Origin of the sequence: Clostridium sp. OF09-36 (assembly GCF_003481985.1) — a bacterium.
In the GTDB taxonomy this organism is placed as follows: Bacteria; Bacillota; Clostridia; order Lachnospirales; family Lachnospiraceae; genus Brotaphodocola.
Genome location: NZ_QUMD01000001.1, coordinates 36,749 through 55,189, shown reverse-complemented (window position 1 = coordinate 55,189; position 18,441 = coordinate 36,749). Strand labels below are relative to the sequence as shown.

The window sequence follows — 18,441 nt, the reverse complement described above, 5'->3', positions numbered from 1 at the left end:
TGCGAGCTGATCGAAGAATACCAGGTTATGGAATATGTATGGGAGATAGTGGACAGCGAAATTTTCCTGTGAAATTTTTATAAAATAAAGCCATTCTGTGCTGACAATTTCACAAAAATCGGATATACTTGTGCCTGGTAATTGCGGAGTATTACGCAGTTGCCAGGTTTTCAGATCGTATAGAAAGAGAGTGATACCCTATGATAGATGAAATTATGGAATACAACCGGAAATTTGTGGAGAACAAGGGCTACGAGCCATACTTAACCAGCAAGTACCCGGACAAAAAGCTGGCTATTTTAACCTGTATGGATACCCGCCTGTTGGAGCTTCTTCCGGCGGCACTTGGCATCAAAAACGGCGACGCCAAGATCATCAAGAATGCCGGCGGCGTGATCGTGCATCCTTACGGCAGCGTGGTGCGAAGCCTGCTGGTCGGCATTCTGGAGCTGGGCGTAGAGGAGGTTATGGTCATTGGCCATACCGACTGCGGCGTGCAGGGCATGGATGGAAATGAGATGTTAGAGAAGCTGGTGGAGCGCGGCATTGACCAGCAGCACATTGATATTGTGCGTCACAGTGGTGTTGACCTGGAGCGCTGGCTTGGCGGCTTTGAGTCTGTGGAATCTTCCGTTCACGAGACTGTGCGCCGCTTAAAGGAGCATCCGCTGATGCCAAAGGATGTGCGCATCAACGGATTTATCATGGATTCTGCGACCGGAGAGTTAAGACGGGTCGAGGGCTAAAATAAGAAGTCTACCGGTTGACATAGCGCCACAGCGTGGTGCGGCTGATGCCGAGCCGTTTTGCGGCGGCGGTCTGGTTCCCATCGCAGAGTGCCAGAACGTGCAGCACAATGTCGCGGCTGATCTGGTCTAAGGACTGCTCCAGGTTTAAGGAGAAGGCTGGTTTTTCTTCGGCGGCTGGCTGCCCGTGAGACATCTCATGAGATATTTCATGGGACGTGGCGTGTGCGGGATGTTCGGCCGGAAACAGAACAGATTCTTCTTTTAATATAGTTTCAATGGTTTCACCGGATATATAGGCGGTGCTGGTTCCCAGCACTGCCTTTTTTAGTATCCGTTTAAACTGCGTCCGGTTGCAGGGGTAGTCGTAATCCAGAAGAAGGCGTGCGGCCTCATCGCTCAGGCCGACTACCTGGCGGCCAAGGTCCTGGTTTAACGTATCGATGTAAAGACTGGCCGAAGCGACCAGATCGTTTTTCTGTTCCCGCATCGGATTGGTGGGAAGCGGGATGCAGCCGAGCATGTTGCTGTATTCCAGGGCAGCGTGGGGAAGATGTCCGTCCCTTGACTGGGTGCAGGAAAAAATCAGCCGGTTGCGGACATGAAGGTTCGTATCCAGGATAATGGATAGAAGATGCTTCTGGCGCTGCAAGGAGAGCACGCCCAGGTTGGAAATGTAGATCGTGTTCCCATTATCCGTGAAGGGGGAATTGTAGTGGTTGATCAAGAAATTCCAGGTCTTGTCGTTTAACAGGGCACAGTTGATCACATACAGCGGATTGTTGCAGCGATGGCTCTTGGCGTAGTAAATGTAGGCAATACGGTCCTTACTGGTCCCAATCTCGCCGGTGATCATGAGCGGTGCGTCGGAGGCGGCGAATTTTTCGGTGGCAGCGATGATGCCGCGTGCGAGCTCTGTGTTGCTGTAAAAGCTTTCAGAAAAGTTTTTTTCTGCCCTTTCTTTGTCCATAATGGTGATGCCGTATTTGGAATGGCTGAGCGGGATCTTGGATGGCATGATACGGAAAATGAGGTAGGACTCCGCTCCCTCCTCGGAGAAGCTGGAGCGGATGGAATAGAGCTGGTTTTCCAAGGTAATGAAAAAGGAACGGCGAGGGATGTTTTTGGATTTGGAGATTTCTTTTTCAGGCAGTCAATGAAGGCATCCTCTTTTCCTGCATCCAGGGTGGAGTACAGGCAGTTTCCGTTTAGGTCCAGGATGAGGTGGCGGTTGGAGCTGCTGTGGATCAGGGTCTGCAGCATGGCGTTGGAGGATAGCAGTCTCTGGTTCTGGTGCCAGGTGCGGATGGCCCCCTCGATCGCCAGCCGCACACTTTCTGCGCTGGAGGTCAGGATGATCGGGGTGATGCCGATCAGCTTTGCGTGGTCGTAGGGGATCATATCGCAGATAACGGTTTTGTAGCCCTGTTCCTTCATATTATCAAGCAGGCGGTCAGAGTCCTTCCAGCTTTCCGGGGAAAAGGAAAAAATGTCCAGCTTGATCTGCAAAAGATCGCAGAGATTTTTAGCAATGGTGGTCAGGGACTGGAAGCCAAGCAGTGCAAATTTGGTCCCGGTGTTCTGGGCCATTTTGATACAGCGCAGAACATCGTAGTAGCCGATACCGATATCGATGACAGGAATGTGGACAGCCTGTGAGATCATGTTTGCGGTATTTGCACGGGATACGATGATGTCGTATTGCTCGCTGTAGCGTCTGGCAACGGCAAGTCCCTGCTCCATATTACCGGCCATGGCGTTGAGCTCAATTTCCGGGTACTGCAGTGCACATTGTTTCATGAGTGTGACAAGTCCTTTATAAGGTGCGATTCCAAGAATGCGGATTTTTTTCGTCATAAAAACCTCCAAGTGTTACAAAGTTAAACATATTATACAATAAATTCATTGAAAATCAAAGCTATTTGCGTGTAGAATATAAATCGTATGAGAAATAAATCTTAAATTTTTGAAAATTAAGATATAAGTGTTTCAAAAATAAACAGTAAGAGAGGGGTGAACACAGTTGGAGGACAAATACCTGATCATTGCGGACGATTTCACTGGCGCGAATGACACTGGTGTGCAGCTTCGGAGAAGGGGCTTTGCAACGGAGGTGTTGTTTTCCGGGAAACCGGTCGGAACGGAGCATTCGGTTGTGATCGATACGGAATCGCGGACGGTACATCCGGACCACGCATATGAGATCGTATCCCATGCGGTAGAGTCGGTGGATTTCTCAGGTTTCCGCTATGTGATCAAGAAGGTGGATTCTACCATGCGAGGAAACATTGCGGCGGAGGTCAAAGCGGTCGATGAAAAGTTCCAGCCGGAGCTGGTCGTTTTTGCACCGGCGCTTCCAGATCTGGGGCGTACAACGGTAGATGGAGTCCAGTGCTTAAACGGTGTGGAGATCTGCCGGACAGAGCTGGCTCTGGATCCGAAAAACCCGGTTGTGGAAGACAATCTGGTCCGTATGCTTGCAACAAGCTATGACGAAAAGGTATTTTTAAAACGCCTTCCCGATGTGCGCAGCAGGGATTTAAGCTTTGACGAGGGAAGAATTTACGCCTGCGATGCAGAGACGAACGACGATCTGAAAAAGATCCTGGTTGCAGCCGGACAGACCGGGAAAAAGGTGTTATACATCGGAACGGCTGGACTTGCGGACAATCTCATGCAGTTGGAGCGTCCGTCCCTTCCGGCGTTTGGTGTCGTGGCGAGTGTCAGCACTGTCACAAACCGCCAGATGAAATATTGTGAGAAAAAGGGAATCCGCATGGTGCAGATTCCGATGCACCGGATCCTTTCCGGCGAGGAGGATACGGCTTCCTATCTGGAGCAGACCATAGAATTCTTAAAGAATGGGGAGGACACCATTCTTCTTGCGAACACCTCGTATGACAGGGAGGAGCTGGAGCTTTCTTTTGAGGCAGGCGAAAAGCTTGGCCTCGGACCGGTAGAGACCGGCGATAAGGTCCGTTCCATCATCGGTCATCTGGCCTTGCAGGTACTGAATCAGGTTCCGGTATCCGGAGTATTCCTGACCGGAGGCGATACTGCATTGGGAATGCTGGCAAACATCGGGGCAGACGGATCGGAGATCCTCTCCGAGATCCGGGTAGGCATCCCGTTAGTCCGGGTGAAGGGCGGTTCCTTCGAGGGCTTAAAGCTGGTTACCAAGGCGGGAGCGTTCGGGGAAGACGACGCGGTTGCATTTGCACTGAGAAAGTTAAAGGAAACGATTTAATCCATATATCATGAAGGAGGAATCACAATGAAAGAATTTGCATTACCTTACGGAAAAGAAAAATTAACAGCAAAGATCGAAGATGAGCATTTTGCAGGTGTTCTCTTATCTGAGCTTCACAGCTACAAGGCACCGAAGAGCGGTGCAGAGCTGGTACAGGATGCCCTGGAGCACCCGATCGGAACCCCGAGACTGTGCGATATGGCAGCAGGCAAGAAAAAGATCGTGGTTATTTCTTCTGACCATACCAGACCAGTACCGAGCCATATCATGATGCCTCTGATCTTAGCCGAGATCCGTAAAGGAAACCCGGATGCCGACATCACCATCTTGATCTCTACCGGTCTTCACAGAACTACAACTAAGGAAGAGCTGGCAGCAAAATTTGGTCCAGAGATCATGGCAAACGAGAAGATTGTAGTGCATGATTGCGACGATAAGGACAATCTGGTTTACTTAGGAAAGCTTCCGTCCGGCGGCAACCTGATTATCAACCGTCTGGCAGCAGAGGCTGACCTGTTAGTAGCAGAGGGCTTTATTGAGCCACACTTCTTCGCTGGCTTCTCCGGCGGCAGAAAGAGTGTCCTTCCGGGCGTTGCAAGCCGTGAGACTGTTATGTACAACCACAACTCCGGTTTCATTGCTGACCCGCATGCACGTACCGGCGTGATCGAGGGCAACCCGATCCACAACGATATGCTGTACGCAGCAAGAGCAGCAAGACTGGACTTCATCGTTAATGTTGTCATCGACGCAGCACATGATCCGATCTTTGCAGTAGCTGGTGACTGCGATCTGGCTCACAGAGTTGGCCGTGAGTTCCTTGCTTCCAAGTGCCAGGTAGATGCGATCCCGGCAGATATCGCAATCTCCACCAACGGTGGTTACCCGCTGGATCAGAATATTTACCAGTCTGTAAAGGGCATGACCGCAGCAGAGGCAACTGTAAAAGAGGGCGGCGTGATCATCATGCTTTCCAAGGCAGCAGACGGACATGGCGGCAAGTACTTCCATGAGACCTTCCGCGATGAAAAAGATCTGAACCGTATGATGCAGACCTTCCTCGACAGAAAGCCGGAGGAGACCATCATTGACCAGTGGCAGTCCCAGATCTTTGCAAGACTGCTGTTAAAGGCAACCGTAGTCTTTGTTTCCTCCTGCGATGACCAGCTGGTAGAGGATTTGCATATGGTTCCGGCACACAGCATGGAAGAGGCTATGGAGAAGGCAAAAGCAATCGTGAAGAAGGACGATTACAAGGTAACCGTAATCCCGGATGGCGTATCCGTGATCGTAAGAGAATAATCGAAAGAGGAGGAATATTATGAAATTTATCCTGATACCGGATTCCTTTAAAGGAACCTTAAGCTCTGAGCAGATCTGCGAGATCGCAAAGGAAAAGGTAGAGAAGCATTTTCCTGGGGCAGAAACCGCATGTGTTCCGGTTGCGGACGGTGGTGAAGGCTCTGTAGACGCATTCTTGACTGCGCTTGGCGGCAGCAAGGTATCCGTAAAGGTAAAGAATCCTTACTTCGAGGACATGGATTCCTACTACGGACTGATCCATGAAGGAAAAACTGCAGTCATCGAGATGGCTTCCTGTGCAGGTCTTCCGTTAGTAGAGGACAGAAAGAACCCGAAGCTGACCACGACCTATGGCGTTGGCCAGCTGATCCTTGCAGCAGCAGAGAGCGGCGTTGAGAAGATCATCGTAGGTCTTGGCGGCTCCAGCACCAACGATGGTGGATGCGGGGCAGCAGCTGCAGTAGGCATCAAGTTCTACGACAAGGACGGCAAGGAGTTTGTTCCGACCGGCGGAACCACCGCAGACATCGCAAAGATCGACCTGAGCGGAAAAGCAAAGGTTCTCGACCAGGTTGAGATCGTTACCATGTGCGATATCGACAACCCGATGTACGGACCGACCGGAGCATCTTACATCTTCGGACCTCAGAAGGGTGCTGACGAGGCAATGGTTGAGGAGCTGGATGCAGGCATTAAGAATTTAAGCCGCGTGATCGCAGAAGCAACCGGCGAGGACATCAGCCAGGTACCGGGAACTGGTGCAGCAGGTGCCATGGGTGCCGGCATGATCGCTTTCTTTGGCTCCCGTCTCCAGATGGGCATCCAGACTGTACTGGATACCGTAAACTTCGACGAGATGATCAAGGATGCAGATTACATCATTACCGGAGAGGGCAAGCTGGATTCCCAGAGCCTTCGCGGAAAGGTAGTTATCGGCATCGCAGAGCGTGCGAAGAAACAGAATAAGAATGTGATCGCTGTTGTAGGTGGTGCAGATGACAGTGAGATTGATAAAGCATACGAGATGGGCGTGACCGCAGTATTCCCGATCAACCGCCTGCCACAGGATTTCTCGGTCAGCCGTCACCACAGCAAGGAAAACCTTGGCTACACGGTCGATAACATTTTAAGATTACTTGCAACAAAGTAAATGCTTTAAAAGGGGGATAACAGAATGAACATTTTAAAAACTGTGAAAAAGATTCCTGGCGGATTAATGGTAGTTCCGCTGCTGTTAGGTGCGATCATCAACACGTTTTTCGGCGGCACCATCTGGACCATGTTTGATGGTACCTTTACCACTTACCTCTGGAAATCCGGTGCAATGCCGATCCTGGCAGTATTCATTTTCTGTAACGCGACAACCATCAACTTTAAGAAGGCTGGTGTTACGATCTATAAAGGCGTAACGATCACGCTGGTAAAGGTTGGTATGGGTATCATCATCGGCTTGATCTGCGGTAAGCTCTTTGGCGAGGCTGGCTTCCTTGGCCTGTCTACCCTGGCAATCGTAGGTGCGCTTGCTAACTCAAACGGTGGTCTGTACGCAGCTCTTGCAGGTGAGTACGGTGATGCGACTGACGTAGGTGCAGTTTCCATCCTGTCCATCAACGATGGCCCGTTCTTCACCATGGTAGCATTAGGCGCTGCCGGTGTTGCAAAGATCCCGATGTCTGTTTTAGTTGGATGTATCATTCCAGTTATCGTAGGCTGCATTCTTGGTAACCTGGACGAAGATATCCGTAAGTTCTGCGAGCCGGGTGCTTCCATGCTGATCCCGTTCTTCGCATTCCCGCTGGGTGCAGGCTTAAACATCATGAACCTGTTAAAGGCAGGCGCTCCTGGCATCCTCTTAGGTATTGGATGTACCGTGATCACCGGTCTTGCCGGTTACCTGGTTTACAAGCTGTTAAAAATGGATTATCCTGAGGTTGGTGGTGCGATCGGTACTACTGCAGGAAACGCAGCAGCAACTCCGGCATCCGTAGCAGCAGTAGATGCAACCCTGTTAGCAGTATCTGAGGCAGCAACTGCACAGATCACCGCAGCGATCATTGTTACCGCGATCTGCTGTCCGTTACTGGTATCTACCCTTCACAAGATGGAAGAGAAGCGCAGAGCAGCTAAGAAATAAAAAAATGAATGGATTTTTGGCCCGTGACTGTGAAGCATTGGCAAAATCCGTTGTGTAATCGCTCAGGAAAGGGCCGGATGGATTGACGCCTCCGGCCCTTTCCGTGTAAGATAGAAGTGTGATATGAAATGGAAGATTCAGGAGGTTTTGGTATGAGCGAAAAGAAGATTGTGGGAATTACCATGGGAGACCCGGCCAGCATTGGACCGGAGATCACCGTGAAGGCTTTTGCGGACAAGTCTTTATATGACCTGTGCCGTCCGGTCGTAGTGGGAGATGCCTGTGTGATGGAGGCAGCATTGCCGATCGTAGGACACACGGAGATGAAGATCAACCCGGTCAAGGATGTTGCGGATGCAAAATTTGAGTACGGGACCATCGATGTGCTGGATATGGGACTGGTCGATATGGACCAGTTAAAACGAGGAGAAGTTTCCGCTATGTGCGGCGAGGCAGCCTTCCAGTATGTGGCAAAGGTGATCAACCTTGCGTTAGAGCATAAGGTGGATGCAACCGTCACCAACGCCTTTAACAAAGAGGCTGTTAACCTGGCTGGACATCATTATTCCGGTCACACCGAAATCTATGCAGAGATGACTGGAACCAAAAACTACACCATGATGCTGGCCCATGAGAACTTAAGAGTGGTTCATGTTTCCACTCATGTATCCCTGCGCGAGGCATGCGACCGCGTGAAGAAGCAGCGTGTGCTGGATGTCATCCGGATTGCAGATAAGGCATGTAAGGAGCTGGGAATCAAGGAGCCGAAGATCGGTGTTGCTGGCCTGAACCCGCACAGCGGCGAGCACGGACTGTTTGGCCATGAGGAGATTGATGAGATCATCCCGGCAATCGAGGCAGCCAGGCAGAGGGCATCAACGCAGACGGCCCGGTACCGCCGGACAGCTTATTCTCCAAGGCAAGAGGCGCTGGTATGACATTGTGGTTGCCATGTACCACGACCAGGGACATATTCCGTTAAAGGTAGTAGGCTTTGTATACAATCATGAGAAAAAGGCGTGGGATGCAGTTTCCGGTGTGAACATTACCCTGGGACTTCCGATCATCCGTGTATCCGTAGACCACGGAACCGCCTTTGACCAGGCAGGAACCGGAACTGCCAGCGAGCTGAGCCTGCGTAATTCCATCGAATACGCAGTCATGTTTGCAAATAACCGGCAGTCATAACATTTAGGCTGCTGCAGAACAAACTGCGGCAGCCAGTTCAAGTGAAAAAAGCCGGACAGTCCCCGAGGCACTGTCCGGCACATAAATCTGGCAAGATACAGGGACATCGGCGCAGACGCTGGTGTCTCCTGTTTTTTAATGTAAGGAAATTCTTCTAGCGCATGACATTTGTGTCCCCGGTTTTCATAATGCGGAGGATTTCGTCTTCGCTGACCAGATTGAAGTCATGCTGGATCATCAGCTTCATAACGCTGGCGGTAATGGAAAAGTCGATCAGCTTCTGTGGGGAAAACTGGTGGACAAGCCCATGAATCAGGGCACCGGCAAAGGCATCCCCTGCGCCGACAGCTTCGAAGCTATGCACGGTATGGACAGGACTTTCGTAAAAATGTCCGTCTTTCAAATAAATGCCCATCCAGTCCCCGTCCTCAGCGGTTTTCAAATTGCGCAGGACGCTGGCAACTGCGCTGCAATTTGGGTAAAGCTCCTGAATTTTCTGCATGCCCTGGCGGTAGGTCTCAATCTGGTCGATGCCGTGTGCATATCCCCGTCGAAGGCGTGGATGCCGAGAGTTGCCTCGAAATCTTCATCGTTGGCGATACACAGGTCTACATACTGCATCAGCTCCTTCATGACGGACTGGGCCTTCTCGCGGGACCACATTTTCGCGCGGTAATTTAAGTCGCAGATGACGGTGATGCCATGTGCGTGGCAGTACTGCAGTGCATCGCGTACAGCCTGTTCTACAGAAGTGCTGATGGCAGGTGTGACACCGGAAAAGAAGAAAATATCCACACCGTCAAGCAGTGCTTTCCAGTCAAATTCGCTGGCATCGGCTTCGGCCAGGGCACTTCCTGCACGATCGTAAAGTACATTAGTTGGGCGGATATCGCTGCCCTTTTCAAAGTAATAAATGCCGAGTCTTGGACCGCCACGCAGAATGCGGGAGGTATCGACCCCGTAGCGGCGCAGCTCATTAAATGCGGCATCGCCTACCGGGTTTTTTGGAAGTTTGGTAACGAATGCAGCGTCATCACCAAGGGTGGCAAGTGACACGGCAACATTCGATTCCGCACCGCCGTAGCTGGCCTCAAACCCGTCTGTCTGCACGATCCGCAGGTGGTCCGGTGTTTTTAAACGGAGCATGATTTCTCCGAAGGTAAGTATTTTCATGGAAATATCATCCTTTCAATGGAATTGCAATTTAATTTCTGGTTCTCTTTCGCTCATTATCTCGTGGTTTCACCACTCAATAATTTCGCCGTTCGCCAGAAATCTGCAAGCAGCTTTCTGGCTCTCTTTCGCTCATTATACCACGCTTTTGAGTAGAGAGAATGTATTTTGTGGCTGAAAGAGGGGAAAAGCTGTGGTAGAATGTTATTGTACACGGATAGGAATTTTTTGAACTGAGAAAATTGCGCTGTGAAAGGCTTGGGTTAGCAAATAGCAAGCGTAACTGGCATGGCGTGTGCAGAAAGAGGAATCAGTATGGACGAACGTTTACAGAAGCAGATTGACTTTATTCTGGAAATCGATAAAGAGAAAAATATTTTCCGTCAGACGCACCTGACGGGACACGGGCGTAATGAGAACGACGCGGAGCACGCCTGGCATATGGCGATCATGGCATATCTTTTGCAGGAATATTCCAATGAAAAGATTGATGTGGCGCGGGTTATGCTCATGTGCCTGATCCATGATGTGGTGGAGATCGATGCGGGGGACACCTACGCCTACGATACGGAAGGATTGAAAACCCAGAAGGCAAGGGAAAACGCAGCAAAAGAACGCATCTATTCCCTGCTCCCGGATGACCAGAAAGAGAAGCTGGTGGAAATCTTCGATGAATTTGAAGAGCGCAAGACCCCGGAAGCAAAATTTGCAAGAGCGCTGGATAACCTGCAGCCGCTTTTATTGAATAACAGCAATGACGGTGGAGACTGGAAACGTCACGATGTTACGGCCAAGCAGGTTTACGGAAGACAGTCCCGTACCCGCGAAGGCTCGGAAAAGCTGTTCGAGATCACGGACCAGATCCTGAAAGAGAATATTGTGAAGGGGAATATTAAAGAGTAATTTTATATAGGAAATACAAACGGGGCGAAAGTTCCCGCAGCCGCCATGTCTGGCAGCTGCGGACTTTCGCCCCTTGTTTGTTATTGTACGGAATTATTATTTCGTTGCAGGTGCTTCTTCCTCGGTATCTTCCTCAACCTTTGCATATTCACCAAGATGGAACAGCTGGGAATCGGCAGTGGTAACTACGGTAACACCTTTTTCTTCCAGCTTCAGGTCTTTGACATACAACGTCTTGGTTCCCTGCGGAAGTTTTGCCAGATCGATCTCGATCGGGTCAAGCAGATGTGCCGGGTCTGCTTTGTAATGAATCTCGGTAATCTCCGGTTCGAAGACGCCCTGAACGACTTCTTCATTTACAAAGGTGACCGGAACGGTTGCAGATACAACTTCACCTGCGACCAGTGCCTGGAAATCCAGTGCCAGGATTTTTTTGCTCAGTGGATCGTAATCAATATTTTTTACCAGGGCATCGACCTTTTCACCTGCGATATCCAGCATGGTCTGTGCACCCTCTTTGGCTTTTTTAATGAAGCTCAAGGCATCCTTTTCTGCGTATTTCAGAGCTACATTTTCTTTCATCTCACGACCATATAAAACGCCGGTGGTGTAGCCTTCTCTTCTTAATTTTTTTGCCTTTACCTCAGGGTCTCTTTTTTCAGCTGCTAATGTCATCATAATAATCTGCCTCCTACTTTGAATGGCCGGAGAAAGAAATCCTTCCGGTCTTATAATCGTTATTCATTCGTGTAGCTGGAGAGCTTGATGTGTTGCTTTAAACATCGATTGGTTCTTCTTGCACTGACTGTATTATAGCACTTCTGGAAAAAAGTGAACCTTGAAAAAGTTACAAAAAAACAGTACACAAAGAAATAAAATTAGCAATATTTTCAGAAATTAGCACTCTTTTATGCAGACTGCTAATAATAAACGGGAGGAAATTAGGCATTTTCCCGGATTTTGATGGAGTGCTCAACAAAATTTTTTTCCTGAACCGGTAGTGTCCCGGCAGTCAGATATTCAAAAAGCAGATTCAGGGAGAGGGAACCCTGTCTGCGGGGCTGCTGGCTGATGGTGGCGGATATGACACCGGAGCGCAGCATATCCAGGGTCGTGGGGACTTCATCAAAGGTAACAACTTTTGGATGACGCCCGGATTCCTGAATGGCTTTGCAGCCGCCGGATACACCGGCAGCAACAAAGAACAGGGCATCAAGATGTGGATTTTGCTGCAAAAGCTGCTTTGTCAGTGCATAACTTTCAAATTCGTCGTCATGATTTTCCAGAATCTCGGCGATGTGGATTCTGGGATAGGACGATTCCAATGTTTCAGTGAGCCCGCGGATACGTTCGGAGTGGCATAGCACATTCTGGGAACCGGTGATAATGCCGAGTTCTGTTTCTCCATCGGTCATGAGTGCAAGGAGTCCGGCAGCAGTCTGGCCACCACGGACGTAATCACTGCCGACGTAGGCCATTCGCCGGGAACCGCAGATATCTGTGTTGACTGTGATGACCGGAATCCCACGGGAAACCAATGTGTCGATCTTTTCCTGGATTGCGGGATGGTTGTATGGTGCCAGCAGCAGTCCCTGGATGCCTTCCTCCAGCAGTTCATCGATGGCAGCAAGCTGGGCAGTTACGTCGAATTCGACCCGTCTGGTCAGCGTTGTTACGCCATAGTCGGCAAGTTCCCGGGCTTTTGCCTGTACACCCTCGCTGACTTCATCAAAAAAGGGGTTATTCTTGCTAAATAGGATAACGCCGATCTTATTTTTTTTCTTTTGTGCAGCCAGGGCCAGCCCGGCTTTGTTGGGACGGTAGTCCAGGGCTTTTGCGATTTCCCGTATTTTATCGGCGGTCTGCGGACTGACACCGCTCCGGTTATTCAGGACCCGGTCCACGGTCCCGCGGGAGACCCCGGCCAGTTCTGCGATATCTTTGATTCGTGCCATGAAAATCCTCCATGCAGTTTTCTGTATTTCCCGGATCCGTACAGATCAGATAGAAAAGAGCGCTGCTGTTTGCGCAGCGCATGAACATCAACAAAAGAACCGGGGTACAGGAACATATTATTTATGAAATAAACAATACACAAAATAGGGGAAAAAGTCAAATGAAAGGAAGCGTGCACGAGCACGCAAATAAAACGAATAAGTGGACTGATATAGGAAAAAGAAACAGAAAACGAAGCGTAAAAGCAAAAAACAGGAAAGAAATTTGTACATTTTAAATAAAAAAAGTTGCGATATGAAAAATATCATGTCAAAGTATTGAAAAGTGTTCTCAAAAACGATAAGATAAGAGCTAGAAACGTGCACGTGCACGTAATTGATTGTGTATTGCAAAAAGGGAGGATTGGATATGCTGTATATCGGAATAGATCTCGGAACATCGGCAGTGAAGCTGCTTTTGATGGATGGAGCAGGCCAGATCAAAAAGATCGTTTCTAAAGAGTATCCTATTTATTTTCCACATCCCGGCTGGTCGGAACAGAAACCGGAAGACTGGTTTACCGGTACTATGGACGGTCTAAAGGAACTGCTTGACGGCTGTGCCAAAGACCAGGTGGCAGGCATCAGCTTTGGCGGGCAGATGCACGGCCTTGTGATCCTGGACCAGAACGACCAGGTGATCCGCCCGGCGCTTTTGTGGAACGATGGACGGACCTGGGAGGAATGTGATTATCTGAATAACGTCATTGGCAAAGAAAAACTTTCGGAATATACGGCCAATATTGCTTTTACGGGATTTACCGCACCGAAGATTTTATGGATTAAAAATAAGGAACCGGAACATTTTGCGCGGATCGTGAAGATCATGCTCCCGAAGGATTACATCGCTTACCGTCTGACCGGGGTGCATTGCACCGATGTGTCGGATGCGTCCGGCATGCTGTTGTTTGATGTGAAGAACCGATGCTGGTCGAAAGAAATGTGCGAGATCTGCGGAGTCCGTGGGGAACAGCTGGCAAAGGTCTATGAGTCTTACGAGTGCGTGGGAACCGTACTCCCGGAAATCGCGGATGAGCTTGGGATCTCTCATACAGTACGGGTAGCAGCAGGTGCCGGAGACAATGCAGCAGCCGCAGTTGGAACCGGTACCGTGGGAGATGGCATGTGCAATATTTCCCTTGGAACCAGTGGGACCATTTTTATTGCCTCCGAAAAATTTGGTGTGGACAGGCATAACGCACTGCATGCGTTTGCCCATGCGGATGGACATTATCACCTGATGGGCTGCATGCTCAGTGCGGCTTCCTGCAATAAGTGGTGGATGGATGGAATCCTGCAAACTTCGGATTATGCAAAAGAGCAGGAGATGATTGGAAAGCTGGGAGATAATCATGTGTATTTTCTTCCATATCTTATGGGCGAGCGTTCTCCGCACAACGATCCGAATGCCCGCGGCACGTTCATCGGCCTGACCATGGACACCAGCCGTGCCGATATGACCCAGGCAGTGCTGGAGGGTGTGGCTTTTGCACTGCGTGATTCCCTGGAAGTAGCAAAATCCCTTGGAATTCAGATCGGGCGCACGAAGATATGCGGCGGCGGTGCGAAAAGTCCGCTGTGGAGAAAGATCATTGCAAATGTCCTGAACCTGAAGGTGGACATGATCGAGAGTGAAGAGGGACCGGCTCTGGGCGGTGCTATGCTGGCTGCAGTGGCCTGCGGGGAATATGAGAGCGTGGAGGAAGCAGCCCATAAGATCGTGAAGATTACCGGAACAGTAGAGCCGGAACCGGAACTGGTGGCAAAATATGAAGCACGTTACCAGGTGTTCCGTCAGATCTATCCGGTCTGTAAACCGTTATTTGCGCTGATGAAATAGGGAGGAATATGCCATGGAAATAAAGAAAGTGACAGATCCGGAATTCCGGAAATATGGAAAAATAGTGGAGAAGATTGATTTTTCCGGACTGATCCGGGCACTGGAGGAAAAACGCCGCTTCCGGAAGCTGTTGTGTATGAACCTTCCGTAGAAGCTTTGGAGGCGGAACCGGTATTTCAGTTATTAGAGGGGAAGGCATATGGAGAGATGCCGGTACAGATTGGCTATTGCAATGGGCATAACCACAAACTGAATGCATTGGAGTACCACCGTTCTTCAGAAATCAATGTGGCAGCTACGGATGCGATTCTTCTGGTTGGGCATCAGCAGGATATCACACCGGAATTTACTTATGACACGTCTCTGGTGGAAGCATTTTTACTGCCTAAGGGAACGGCAGTAGAAGTGTATGCCACAACCCTGCATTATGCGCCGTGCAGCGTGGGAAACCAGGGCTTCCGGGTTGGGATCATACTTCCGCGCGGAACGAATTATCCGTTGAAAGATGTACATGCAGGCTGGGAAGACCAGCTGCTTGCGGCAACCAATAAATGGCTGATCGGACATCCGGAAGGTGGTTTGCCGGAGGGAAGCCATCTGGGACTGGTTGGAGAGAATATCACAGTATAGGATTCATTCAATTTTATTTTAGGAGGATAAAAGCATGAATAACATTCCAGAAGTAAAAGTAGGCATTGTTGCGGTGAGCCGTGACTGTTTCCCGGAGTCTTTGTCTGTGAACCGCAGAAAAGCACTGGTGGATGCGTACAGCAAAAAGTACGATGCAAAAGACATCTACGAGTGTCCGGTATGTATCGTAGAGAGTGAGATCCATATGGTGCAGGCACTTGAGAACATCAAGGCAGCCGGCTGTAATGCGCTGGTTGTATATCTTGGAAACTTCGGACCGGAGATTTCCGAGACTCTGCTGGCAAAACATTTTGACGGGCCGAAAATGTTTGTTGCCGCAGCAGAGGAGAGCAAGGATAACCTGGTTCAGGGACGCGGAGATGCTTACTGCGGCATGCTGAATGCAAGCTACAATCTGGCATTGCGCAATATCAAGGCTTATATTCCGGAGTATCCGGTCGGAACCGCAGACGAGTGCGCAGATATGATCCATGAATTTCTGCCGATCGCAAGAGCGGTGATTGGACTGTCTGATTTAAAGATCATCAGCTTTGGTCCGAGACCGTTAAATTTCCTGGCATGCAATGCTCCGATCAAGCAGCTTTATAATCTGGGCGTGGAGATCGAGGAGAACTCGGAACTGGATCTGTTTGAAGCCTTCAACAAGCATGAGGGAGACCCGAGAATCCCGGATGTTGTGGCAGATATGGAACAAGAACTGGGTGAGGGCAACAAGAAGCCGGAGATCCTGCCAAAGCTTGCACAGTATGAGCTGACCCTGCTTGACTGGATCGAGGCACACAAGGGCTACCGCAAATATGTGGCGATCGCCGGAAAATGCTGGCCAGCATTCCAGACTCAGTTTGGCTTTGTGCCTTGTTATGTCAACAGCCGTCTGACCGGACGCGGTATCCCGGTATCCTGTGAGGTGGATATCTACGGCTGTTTAAGTGAGTTCATTGGAACCTGCGTGAGCCAGGATGCCGTGACACTTCTGGACATCAACAATACCGTGCCGTACGATCTTTACGATAGCGAGATCAAGGATAAATTTGACTACAAGAGCCATGATGTATTTATGGGCTTCCACTGCGGCAATACCACCACGAAAAAGCTTTCCTTCTGTCAGATGAAGTATCAGCTCATTATGGCAAGAAGCCTTCCGGAAGAGGTAACCCAGGGAACCCTTGAGGGCGATATTGTTCCTGGTGATATTACGTTCTTCCGTCTGCAGAGCACCGCAGACAACAAACTGAGAGCTTATGTGGCAAACGGAGAGGTTCTTCCGGTGGCAACGCATTCCTTTGGAAGCATTGGCGTATTCGCAATTCCGGAGATGAAACGTTTCTACCGTCATGTGCTGATTGAGGGTAATTTCCCGCATCACGGTGCCGTGGCATTCGGCCATTACGGAAAAGCACTGTATGAAGTATTTAAATACATTGGCGTTGATGTGAAGGAAATTGGTTACAACCAGCCGACGGGTGTACGCTATCCGACAGAAAATCCTTTTGCATAAAATGAACGGATTTCTATAACGAAAAACAGGGTGAAGTCTCAGAAAGAGGGGCTTCACCCTGTTTTTGTCTGCGGTGCATATGGAGAAGATGCCAGTGCGTATCCGATGATTCTTAGGACATCAGGATGATTAATATTCGATATAAGGGTGCGCCAGCCAGTAGTCGGCGGCCATGCGGATAAATGTTTCCATGGCGGCATTGATATAATGGTTTTTGGCATAGGCAGTAGACAGCTCCCAGTAGGATTCCGGCCCGAGTGTGAAATAGGCTACATCATCATCTTCTATGGCATAATAGCGTGGAATAATAGAACAGCACTGTCCATTGGCGGCGAGACGCTGCATGGTCCGCATACTGATGGATTCAAACAGCAGCTTCGGTTTGAATCCGGCTTTCACGAAAAGCCGGTCGATAACAGCGCGCAGGGTTGAGGTCCTGCGTACCAGGGTAAACAGGTCATCCTTAAATTCCGTCAGGGAAATCTCTGGATAGTTTTCCGGAGCGCGTTTGTCCTGGTAGGCCAGCGGGTGGGTCCTTGGAACGCACAGATAGAAGGGCTCGTACAGGATATGCCGGTAGACGATATGCTTATATGGTAACATCCTCTTTTTATTATTTTCCGGGGCTGCCGGTGTTTCAGAGCCGGGACCTGGTTCACTGGGAGCAGATCGGAAACGCGATCTCGAGACCGGATCAGTTGGACTTCAGAAACTGCGACAGCTCGGAAGGGTTGTGGGCAGCTACGATTCGGTATCATGAAGGTACGTTTTATATCATTAATACACTGGATGTGCAGGGACGGACTTACCGTTATAACTATATTGTGACGGCGAAAGATCCGGCAGGTCCATGGTCCGATGCGGTGATTATTGAGGGAGCCGATGGAATCGATCCGTCTCTGTTCTTTGACCAGGATGGGAAAATGTGGTACTGCAGCAATTTAATTCCGGAAGATCTGAAGTTTCCATATCATAAGGTCATTTACGCCTGCGAACTGGATCCGGAAACCTTTCAGATTTGTGGGGAAAAGCACATTATCTTCGATTCCAATGTGGATCATACATTGTTTACAGAGGCTCCTCATATTTATGAGATTCACGGGATGTACTATTTGATGACGGCCAGCGGAGGAACCCAGACTAACCACTGCGTGAACATTTACCGCAGCGAAACGCTTCTGGGACCTTACGAACCATGTCCAAGAAACCCAATCGTGACAAACCGCAATGTCCGGCTGAATAATGACCTCGGCATTGCGGTGGTTGGACACGGAGACTTGATCGAAACCCAGAAGGGTGAGTGGTATATGGTTCTTCTTGGTATCCGTCCATATCAGAAATACATAGAGGATTATGACCGGTACCTGCCAAGAAAATGGATCCGCGAACCAGACCGCAACAAGGACGCACAGTTTAATCTTGGCCGGGAGGTCTGCATGATCCCTATGGCCTGGGATTACGATAACTGGCCGATTGTGGACAACCACAACGGCATGGTAAATCCCATGGAGCGTAAGCCGGATCTGGACGAATGGCGGCCGCCGCTTAAGAGCCGGGTAGATAACTTTGAAGATCCGGTTCTGGACATGATCTGGTGCATGCGCCGTCCGGTGAAGACTCCGTTCTACACCTTAACGGAGCGGCCAGGCTACCTGCGGCTTTATGGAAATGACGCAAAGGCTGAGGACACCCGCACCCAGGCCCTCCTGGTACACTGCTGGCAGAAGGTCAGAATGGAATCCACGGAACCATCGAAGTAGCT

18 protein-coding genes and 1 pseudogene are annotated in these 18,441 nt (G+C 49.8%); 12 read left to right on the top strand and 7 right to left on the bottom strand.

Annotated features, from left to right (window positions below; genetic code table 11):
• Positions 1 to 200 precede the first annotated feature (200 nt).
• The gene (locus DXA97_RS00245) at positions 201 to 746 is read left to right on the top strand and encodes a carbonic anhydrase (protein WP_118718156.1); all 546 of its coding nucleotides are present in this window, start codon (positions 201 to 203) and stop codon (positions 744 to 746) included.
• A gap of 10 nt (positions 747 to 756) precedes the next feature.
• Here the strand turns inward: DXA97_RS00245 and DXA97_RS20525 are convergent, their stop codons facing one another.
• Both DXA97_RS20525 and DXA97_RS20520 read right to left on the bottom strand, forming a co-directional pair.
• On the bottom strand, positions 757 to 1,602 hold the full coding sequence (locus tag DXA97_RS20525) for a helix-turn-helix domain-containing protein (RefSeq protein ID WP_243107511.1): 846 nt from the start codon (positions 1,600 to 1,602) through the stop codon (positions 757 to 759).
• Positions 1,599 to 2,603 (bottom strand): PrpR N-terminal domain-containing protein, encoded by a 1,005-nt coding sequence (locus DXA97_RS20520; RefSeq protein ID WP_243107488.1) that lies wholly within the window; start codon positions 2,601 to 2,603, stop codon positions 1,599 to 1,601. The genes DXA97_RS20525 and DXA97_RS20520 overlap by 4 nt, the downstream gene beginning before the upstream one ends.
• 166 nt (positions 2,604 to 2,769) lie before the next feature.
• Here DXA97_RS20520 and DXA97_RS00235 point away from each other — a divergent pair, with 166 nt between their 5' ends.
• From DXA97_RS00235 to pdxA, 5 genes and pseudogenes are all read left to right on the top strand, one after another.
• Positions 2,770 to 3,993 carry a four-carbon acid sugar kinase family protein gene (locus tag DXA97_RS00235; RefSeq protein WP_118718155.1) on the top strand — a complete coding sequence of 408 codons (1,224 nt, stop codon included), beginning with the start codon at positions 2,770 to 2,772 and terminating at the stop codon, positions 3,991 to 3,993.
• A 27-nt stretch (positions 3,994 to 4,020) separates the two neighbouring features.
• Entirely contained in the window at positions 4,021 to 5,298 is a 1,278-nt protein-coding gene (larA, locus tag DXA97_RS00230; RefSeq protein WP_118718154.1) for a nickel-dependent lactate racemase, read from the top strand.
• A 16-nt stretch (positions 5,299 to 5,314) separates the two neighbouring features.
• On the top strand, positions 5,315 to 6,448 hold the full coding sequence (locus DXA97_RS00225) for a glycerate kinase (protein WP_347561414.1): 1,134 nt from the start codon (positions 5,315 to 5,317) through the stop codon (positions 6,446 to 6,448).
• Between the two features lie 24 nt (positions 6,449 to 6,472).
• On the top strand, positions 6,473 to 7,432 hold the full coding sequence (locus tag DXA97_RS00220; protein WP_118718152.1) for a 2-keto-3-deoxygluconate permease: 960 nt from the start codon (positions 6,473 to 6,475) through the stop codon (positions 7,430 to 7,432).
• Between the two features lie 152 nt (positions 7,433 to 7,584).
• A pseudogene (gene pdxA / locus DXA97_RS00215) lies at positions 7,585 to 8,620 on the top strand (4-hydroxythreonine-4-phosphate dehydrogenase PdxA).
• Between the two features lie 154 nt (positions 8,621 to 8,774).
• Here pdxA and DXA97_RS20515 read toward each other — a convergent pair.
• Positions 8,775 to 9,035 carry a PfkB family carbohydrate kinase gene (locus DXA97_RS20515; RefSeq protein ID WP_243107487.1) on the bottom strand — a complete coding sequence of 87 codons (261 nt, stop codon included), beginning with the start codon at positions 9,033 to 9,035 and terminating at the stop codon, positions 8,775 to 8,777.
• Between the two features lie 23 nt (positions 9,036 to 9,058).
• Complete coding sequence (locus DXA97_RS00210; protein ID WP_243107486.1) at positions 9,059 to 9,793, bottom strand: sugar kinase; 735 nt, start codon at positions 9,791 to 9,793, stop codon at positions 9,059 to 9,061.
• 315 nt (positions 9,794 to 10,108) lie between these two features.
• On the opposite strand from DXA97_RS00210, the gene DXA97_RS00205 reads away from it, so the two are divergent.
• Positions 10,109 to 10,696 (top strand): HD domain-containing protein, encoded by a 588-nt coding sequence (locus DXA97_RS00205; RefSeq protein ID WP_118718151.1) that lies wholly within the window; start codon positions 10,109 to 10,111, stop codon positions 10,694 to 10,696.
• A 96-nt stretch (positions 10,697 to 10,792) separates the two neighbouring features.
• Here DXA97_RS00205 and DXA97_RS00200 read toward each other — a convergent pair whose 3' ends face one another.
• The gene (locus tag DXA97_RS00200) at positions 10,793 to 11,374 is read right to left on the bottom strand and encodes a 50S ribosomal protein L25 (RefSeq protein WP_118718150.1); all 582 of its coding nucleotides are present in this window, start codon (positions 11,372 to 11,374) and stop codon (positions 10,793 to 10,795) included.
• Positions 11,375 to 11,637: 263 nt separating this feature from the next.
• Positions 11,638 to 12,651, bottom strand: a complete 1,014-nt coding sequence (locus DXA97_RS00195) for a LacI family DNA-binding transcriptional regulator (protein WP_118718149.1) — start codon at positions 12,649 to 12,651, stop codon at positions 11,638 to 11,640.
• 409 nt (positions 12,652 to 13,060) lie between these two features.
• Between DXA97_RS00195 and xylB the strand changes: the two genes are divergently transcribed.
• From xylB to DXA97_RS00180, 4 genes are read left to right on the top strand one after another with little or no spacing between them, the layout of a single operon-like run.
• Complete coding sequence (gene xylB / locus DXA97_RS00190) at positions 13,061 to 14,530, top strand: xylulokinase (RefSeq protein WP_118718148.1); 1,470 nt, start codon at positions 13,061 to 13,063, stop codon at positions 14,528 to 14,530.
• Positions 14,531 to 14,543: 13 nt separating this feature from the next.
• Positions 14,544 to 14,681, top strand: coding sequence for a hypothetical protein (locus tag DXA97_RS21735; RefSeq protein ID WP_347561400.1), 138 nt, complete (start codon positions 14,544 to 14,546; stop codon positions 14,679 to 14,681).
• A complete protein-coding gene (locus tag DXA97_RS00185; RefSeq protein WP_347561399.1) occupies positions 14,663 to 15,160 on the top strand; it encodes a DUF4867 family protein in 498 nt (165 codons plus the stop codon). The genes DXA97_RS21735 and DXA97_RS00185 overlap by 19 nt, the downstream gene beginning before the upstream one ends.
• Before the next feature lie 34 nt (positions 15,161 to 15,194).
• Positions 15,195 to 16,679 carry an L-fucose/L-arabinose isomerase family protein gene (locus tag DXA97_RS00180; RefSeq protein ID WP_118718147.1) on the top strand — a complete coding sequence of 495 codons (1,485 nt, stop codon included), beginning with the start codon at positions 15,195 to 15,197 and terminating at the stop codon, positions 16,677 to 16,679.
• A 129-nt stretch (positions 16,680 to 16,808) separates the two neighbouring features.
• Here the strand turns inward: DXA97_RS00180 and DXA97_RS00175 are convergent, their stop codons facing one another.
• Positions 16,809 to 17,282: a LysR family transcriptional regulator substrate-binding protein gene (locus tag DXA97_RS00175; RefSeq protein ID WP_118718146.1), complete on the bottom strand. Its 474-nt coding sequence runs from the start codon at positions 17,280 to 17,282 to the stop codon at positions 16,809 to 16,811.
• On the opposite strand from DXA97_RS00175, the gene DXA97_RS00170 reads away from it, so the two are divergent.
• Positions 17,273 to 18,439 (top strand): glycoside hydrolase family 43 protein, encoded by a 1,167-nt coding sequence (locus DXA97_RS00170; RefSeq protein WP_118718145.1) that lies wholly within the window; start codon positions 17,273 to 17,275, stop codon positions 18,437 to 18,439. The two genes, DXA97_RS00175 and DXA97_RS00170, sit on opposite strands and share 10 nt — an antisense overlap.
• Positions 18,440 to 18,441: the final 2 nt, after the last annotated feature.

Coding starts and splice junctions, on each gene's coding strand:
- DXA97_RS00245 (WP_118718156.1), top strand. CDS start 201: ATGATAGATGAAATTATGGAATACAACCGGAAATTTGTGGAGAACAAG.
- DXA97_RS20525 (WP_243107511.1), bottom strand. CDS start 1,602: ATGATCACCGGCGAGATTGGGACCAGTAAGGACCGTATTGCCTACATT.
- DXA97_RS20520 (WP_243107488.1), bottom strand. CDS start 2,603: ATGACGAAAAAAATCCGCATTCTTGGAATCGCACCTTATAAAGGACTT.
- larA (WP_118718154.1), top strand. CDS start 4,021: ATGAAAGAATTTGCATTACCTTACGGAAAAGAAAAATTAACAGCAAAG.
- DXA97_RS00220 (WP_118718152.1), top strand. CDS start 6,473: ATGAACATTTTAAAAACTGTGAAAAAGATTCCTGGCGGATTAATGGTA.
- DXA97_RS20515 (WP_243107487.1), bottom strand. CDS start 9,035: ATGGGCATTTATTTGAAAGACGGACATTTTTACGAAAGTCCTGTCCAT.
- DXA97_RS00210 (WP_243107486.1), bottom strand. CDS start 9,793: ATGAAAATACTTACCTTCGGAGAAATCATGCTCCGTTTAAAAACACCG.
- DXA97_RS00205 (WP_118718151.1), top strand. CDS start 10,109: ATGGACGAACGTTTACAGAAGCAGATTGACTTTATTCTGGAAATCGAT.
- DXA97_RS00200 (WP_118718150.1), bottom strand. CDS start 11,374: ATGATGACATTAGCAGCTGAAAAAAGAGACCCTGAGGTAAAGGCAAAA.
- DXA97_RS00195 (WP_118718149.1), bottom strand. CDS start 12,651: ATGGCACGAATCAAAGATATCGCAGAACTGGCCGGGGTCTCCCGCGGG.
- xylB (WP_118718148.1), top strand. CDS start 13,061: ATGCTGTATATCGGAATAGATCTCGGAACATCGGCAGTGAAGCTGCTT.
- DXA97_RS21735 (WP_347561400.1), top strand. CDS start 14,544: ATGGAAATAAAGAAAGTGACAGATCCGGAATTCCGGAAATATGGAAAA.
- DXA97_RS00180 (WP_118718147.1), top strand. CDS start 15,195: ATGAATAACATTCCAGAAGTAAAAGTAGGCATTGTTGCGGTGAGCCGT.
- DXA97_RS00170 (WP_118718145.1), top strand. CDS start 17,273: ATGGTAACATCCTCTTTTTATTATTTTCCGGGGCTGCCGGTGTTTCAG.
- DXA97_RS00175 (WP_118718146.1), bottom strand. CDS start 17,282: ATGTTACCATATAAGCATATCGTCTACCGGCATATCCTGTACGAGCCC.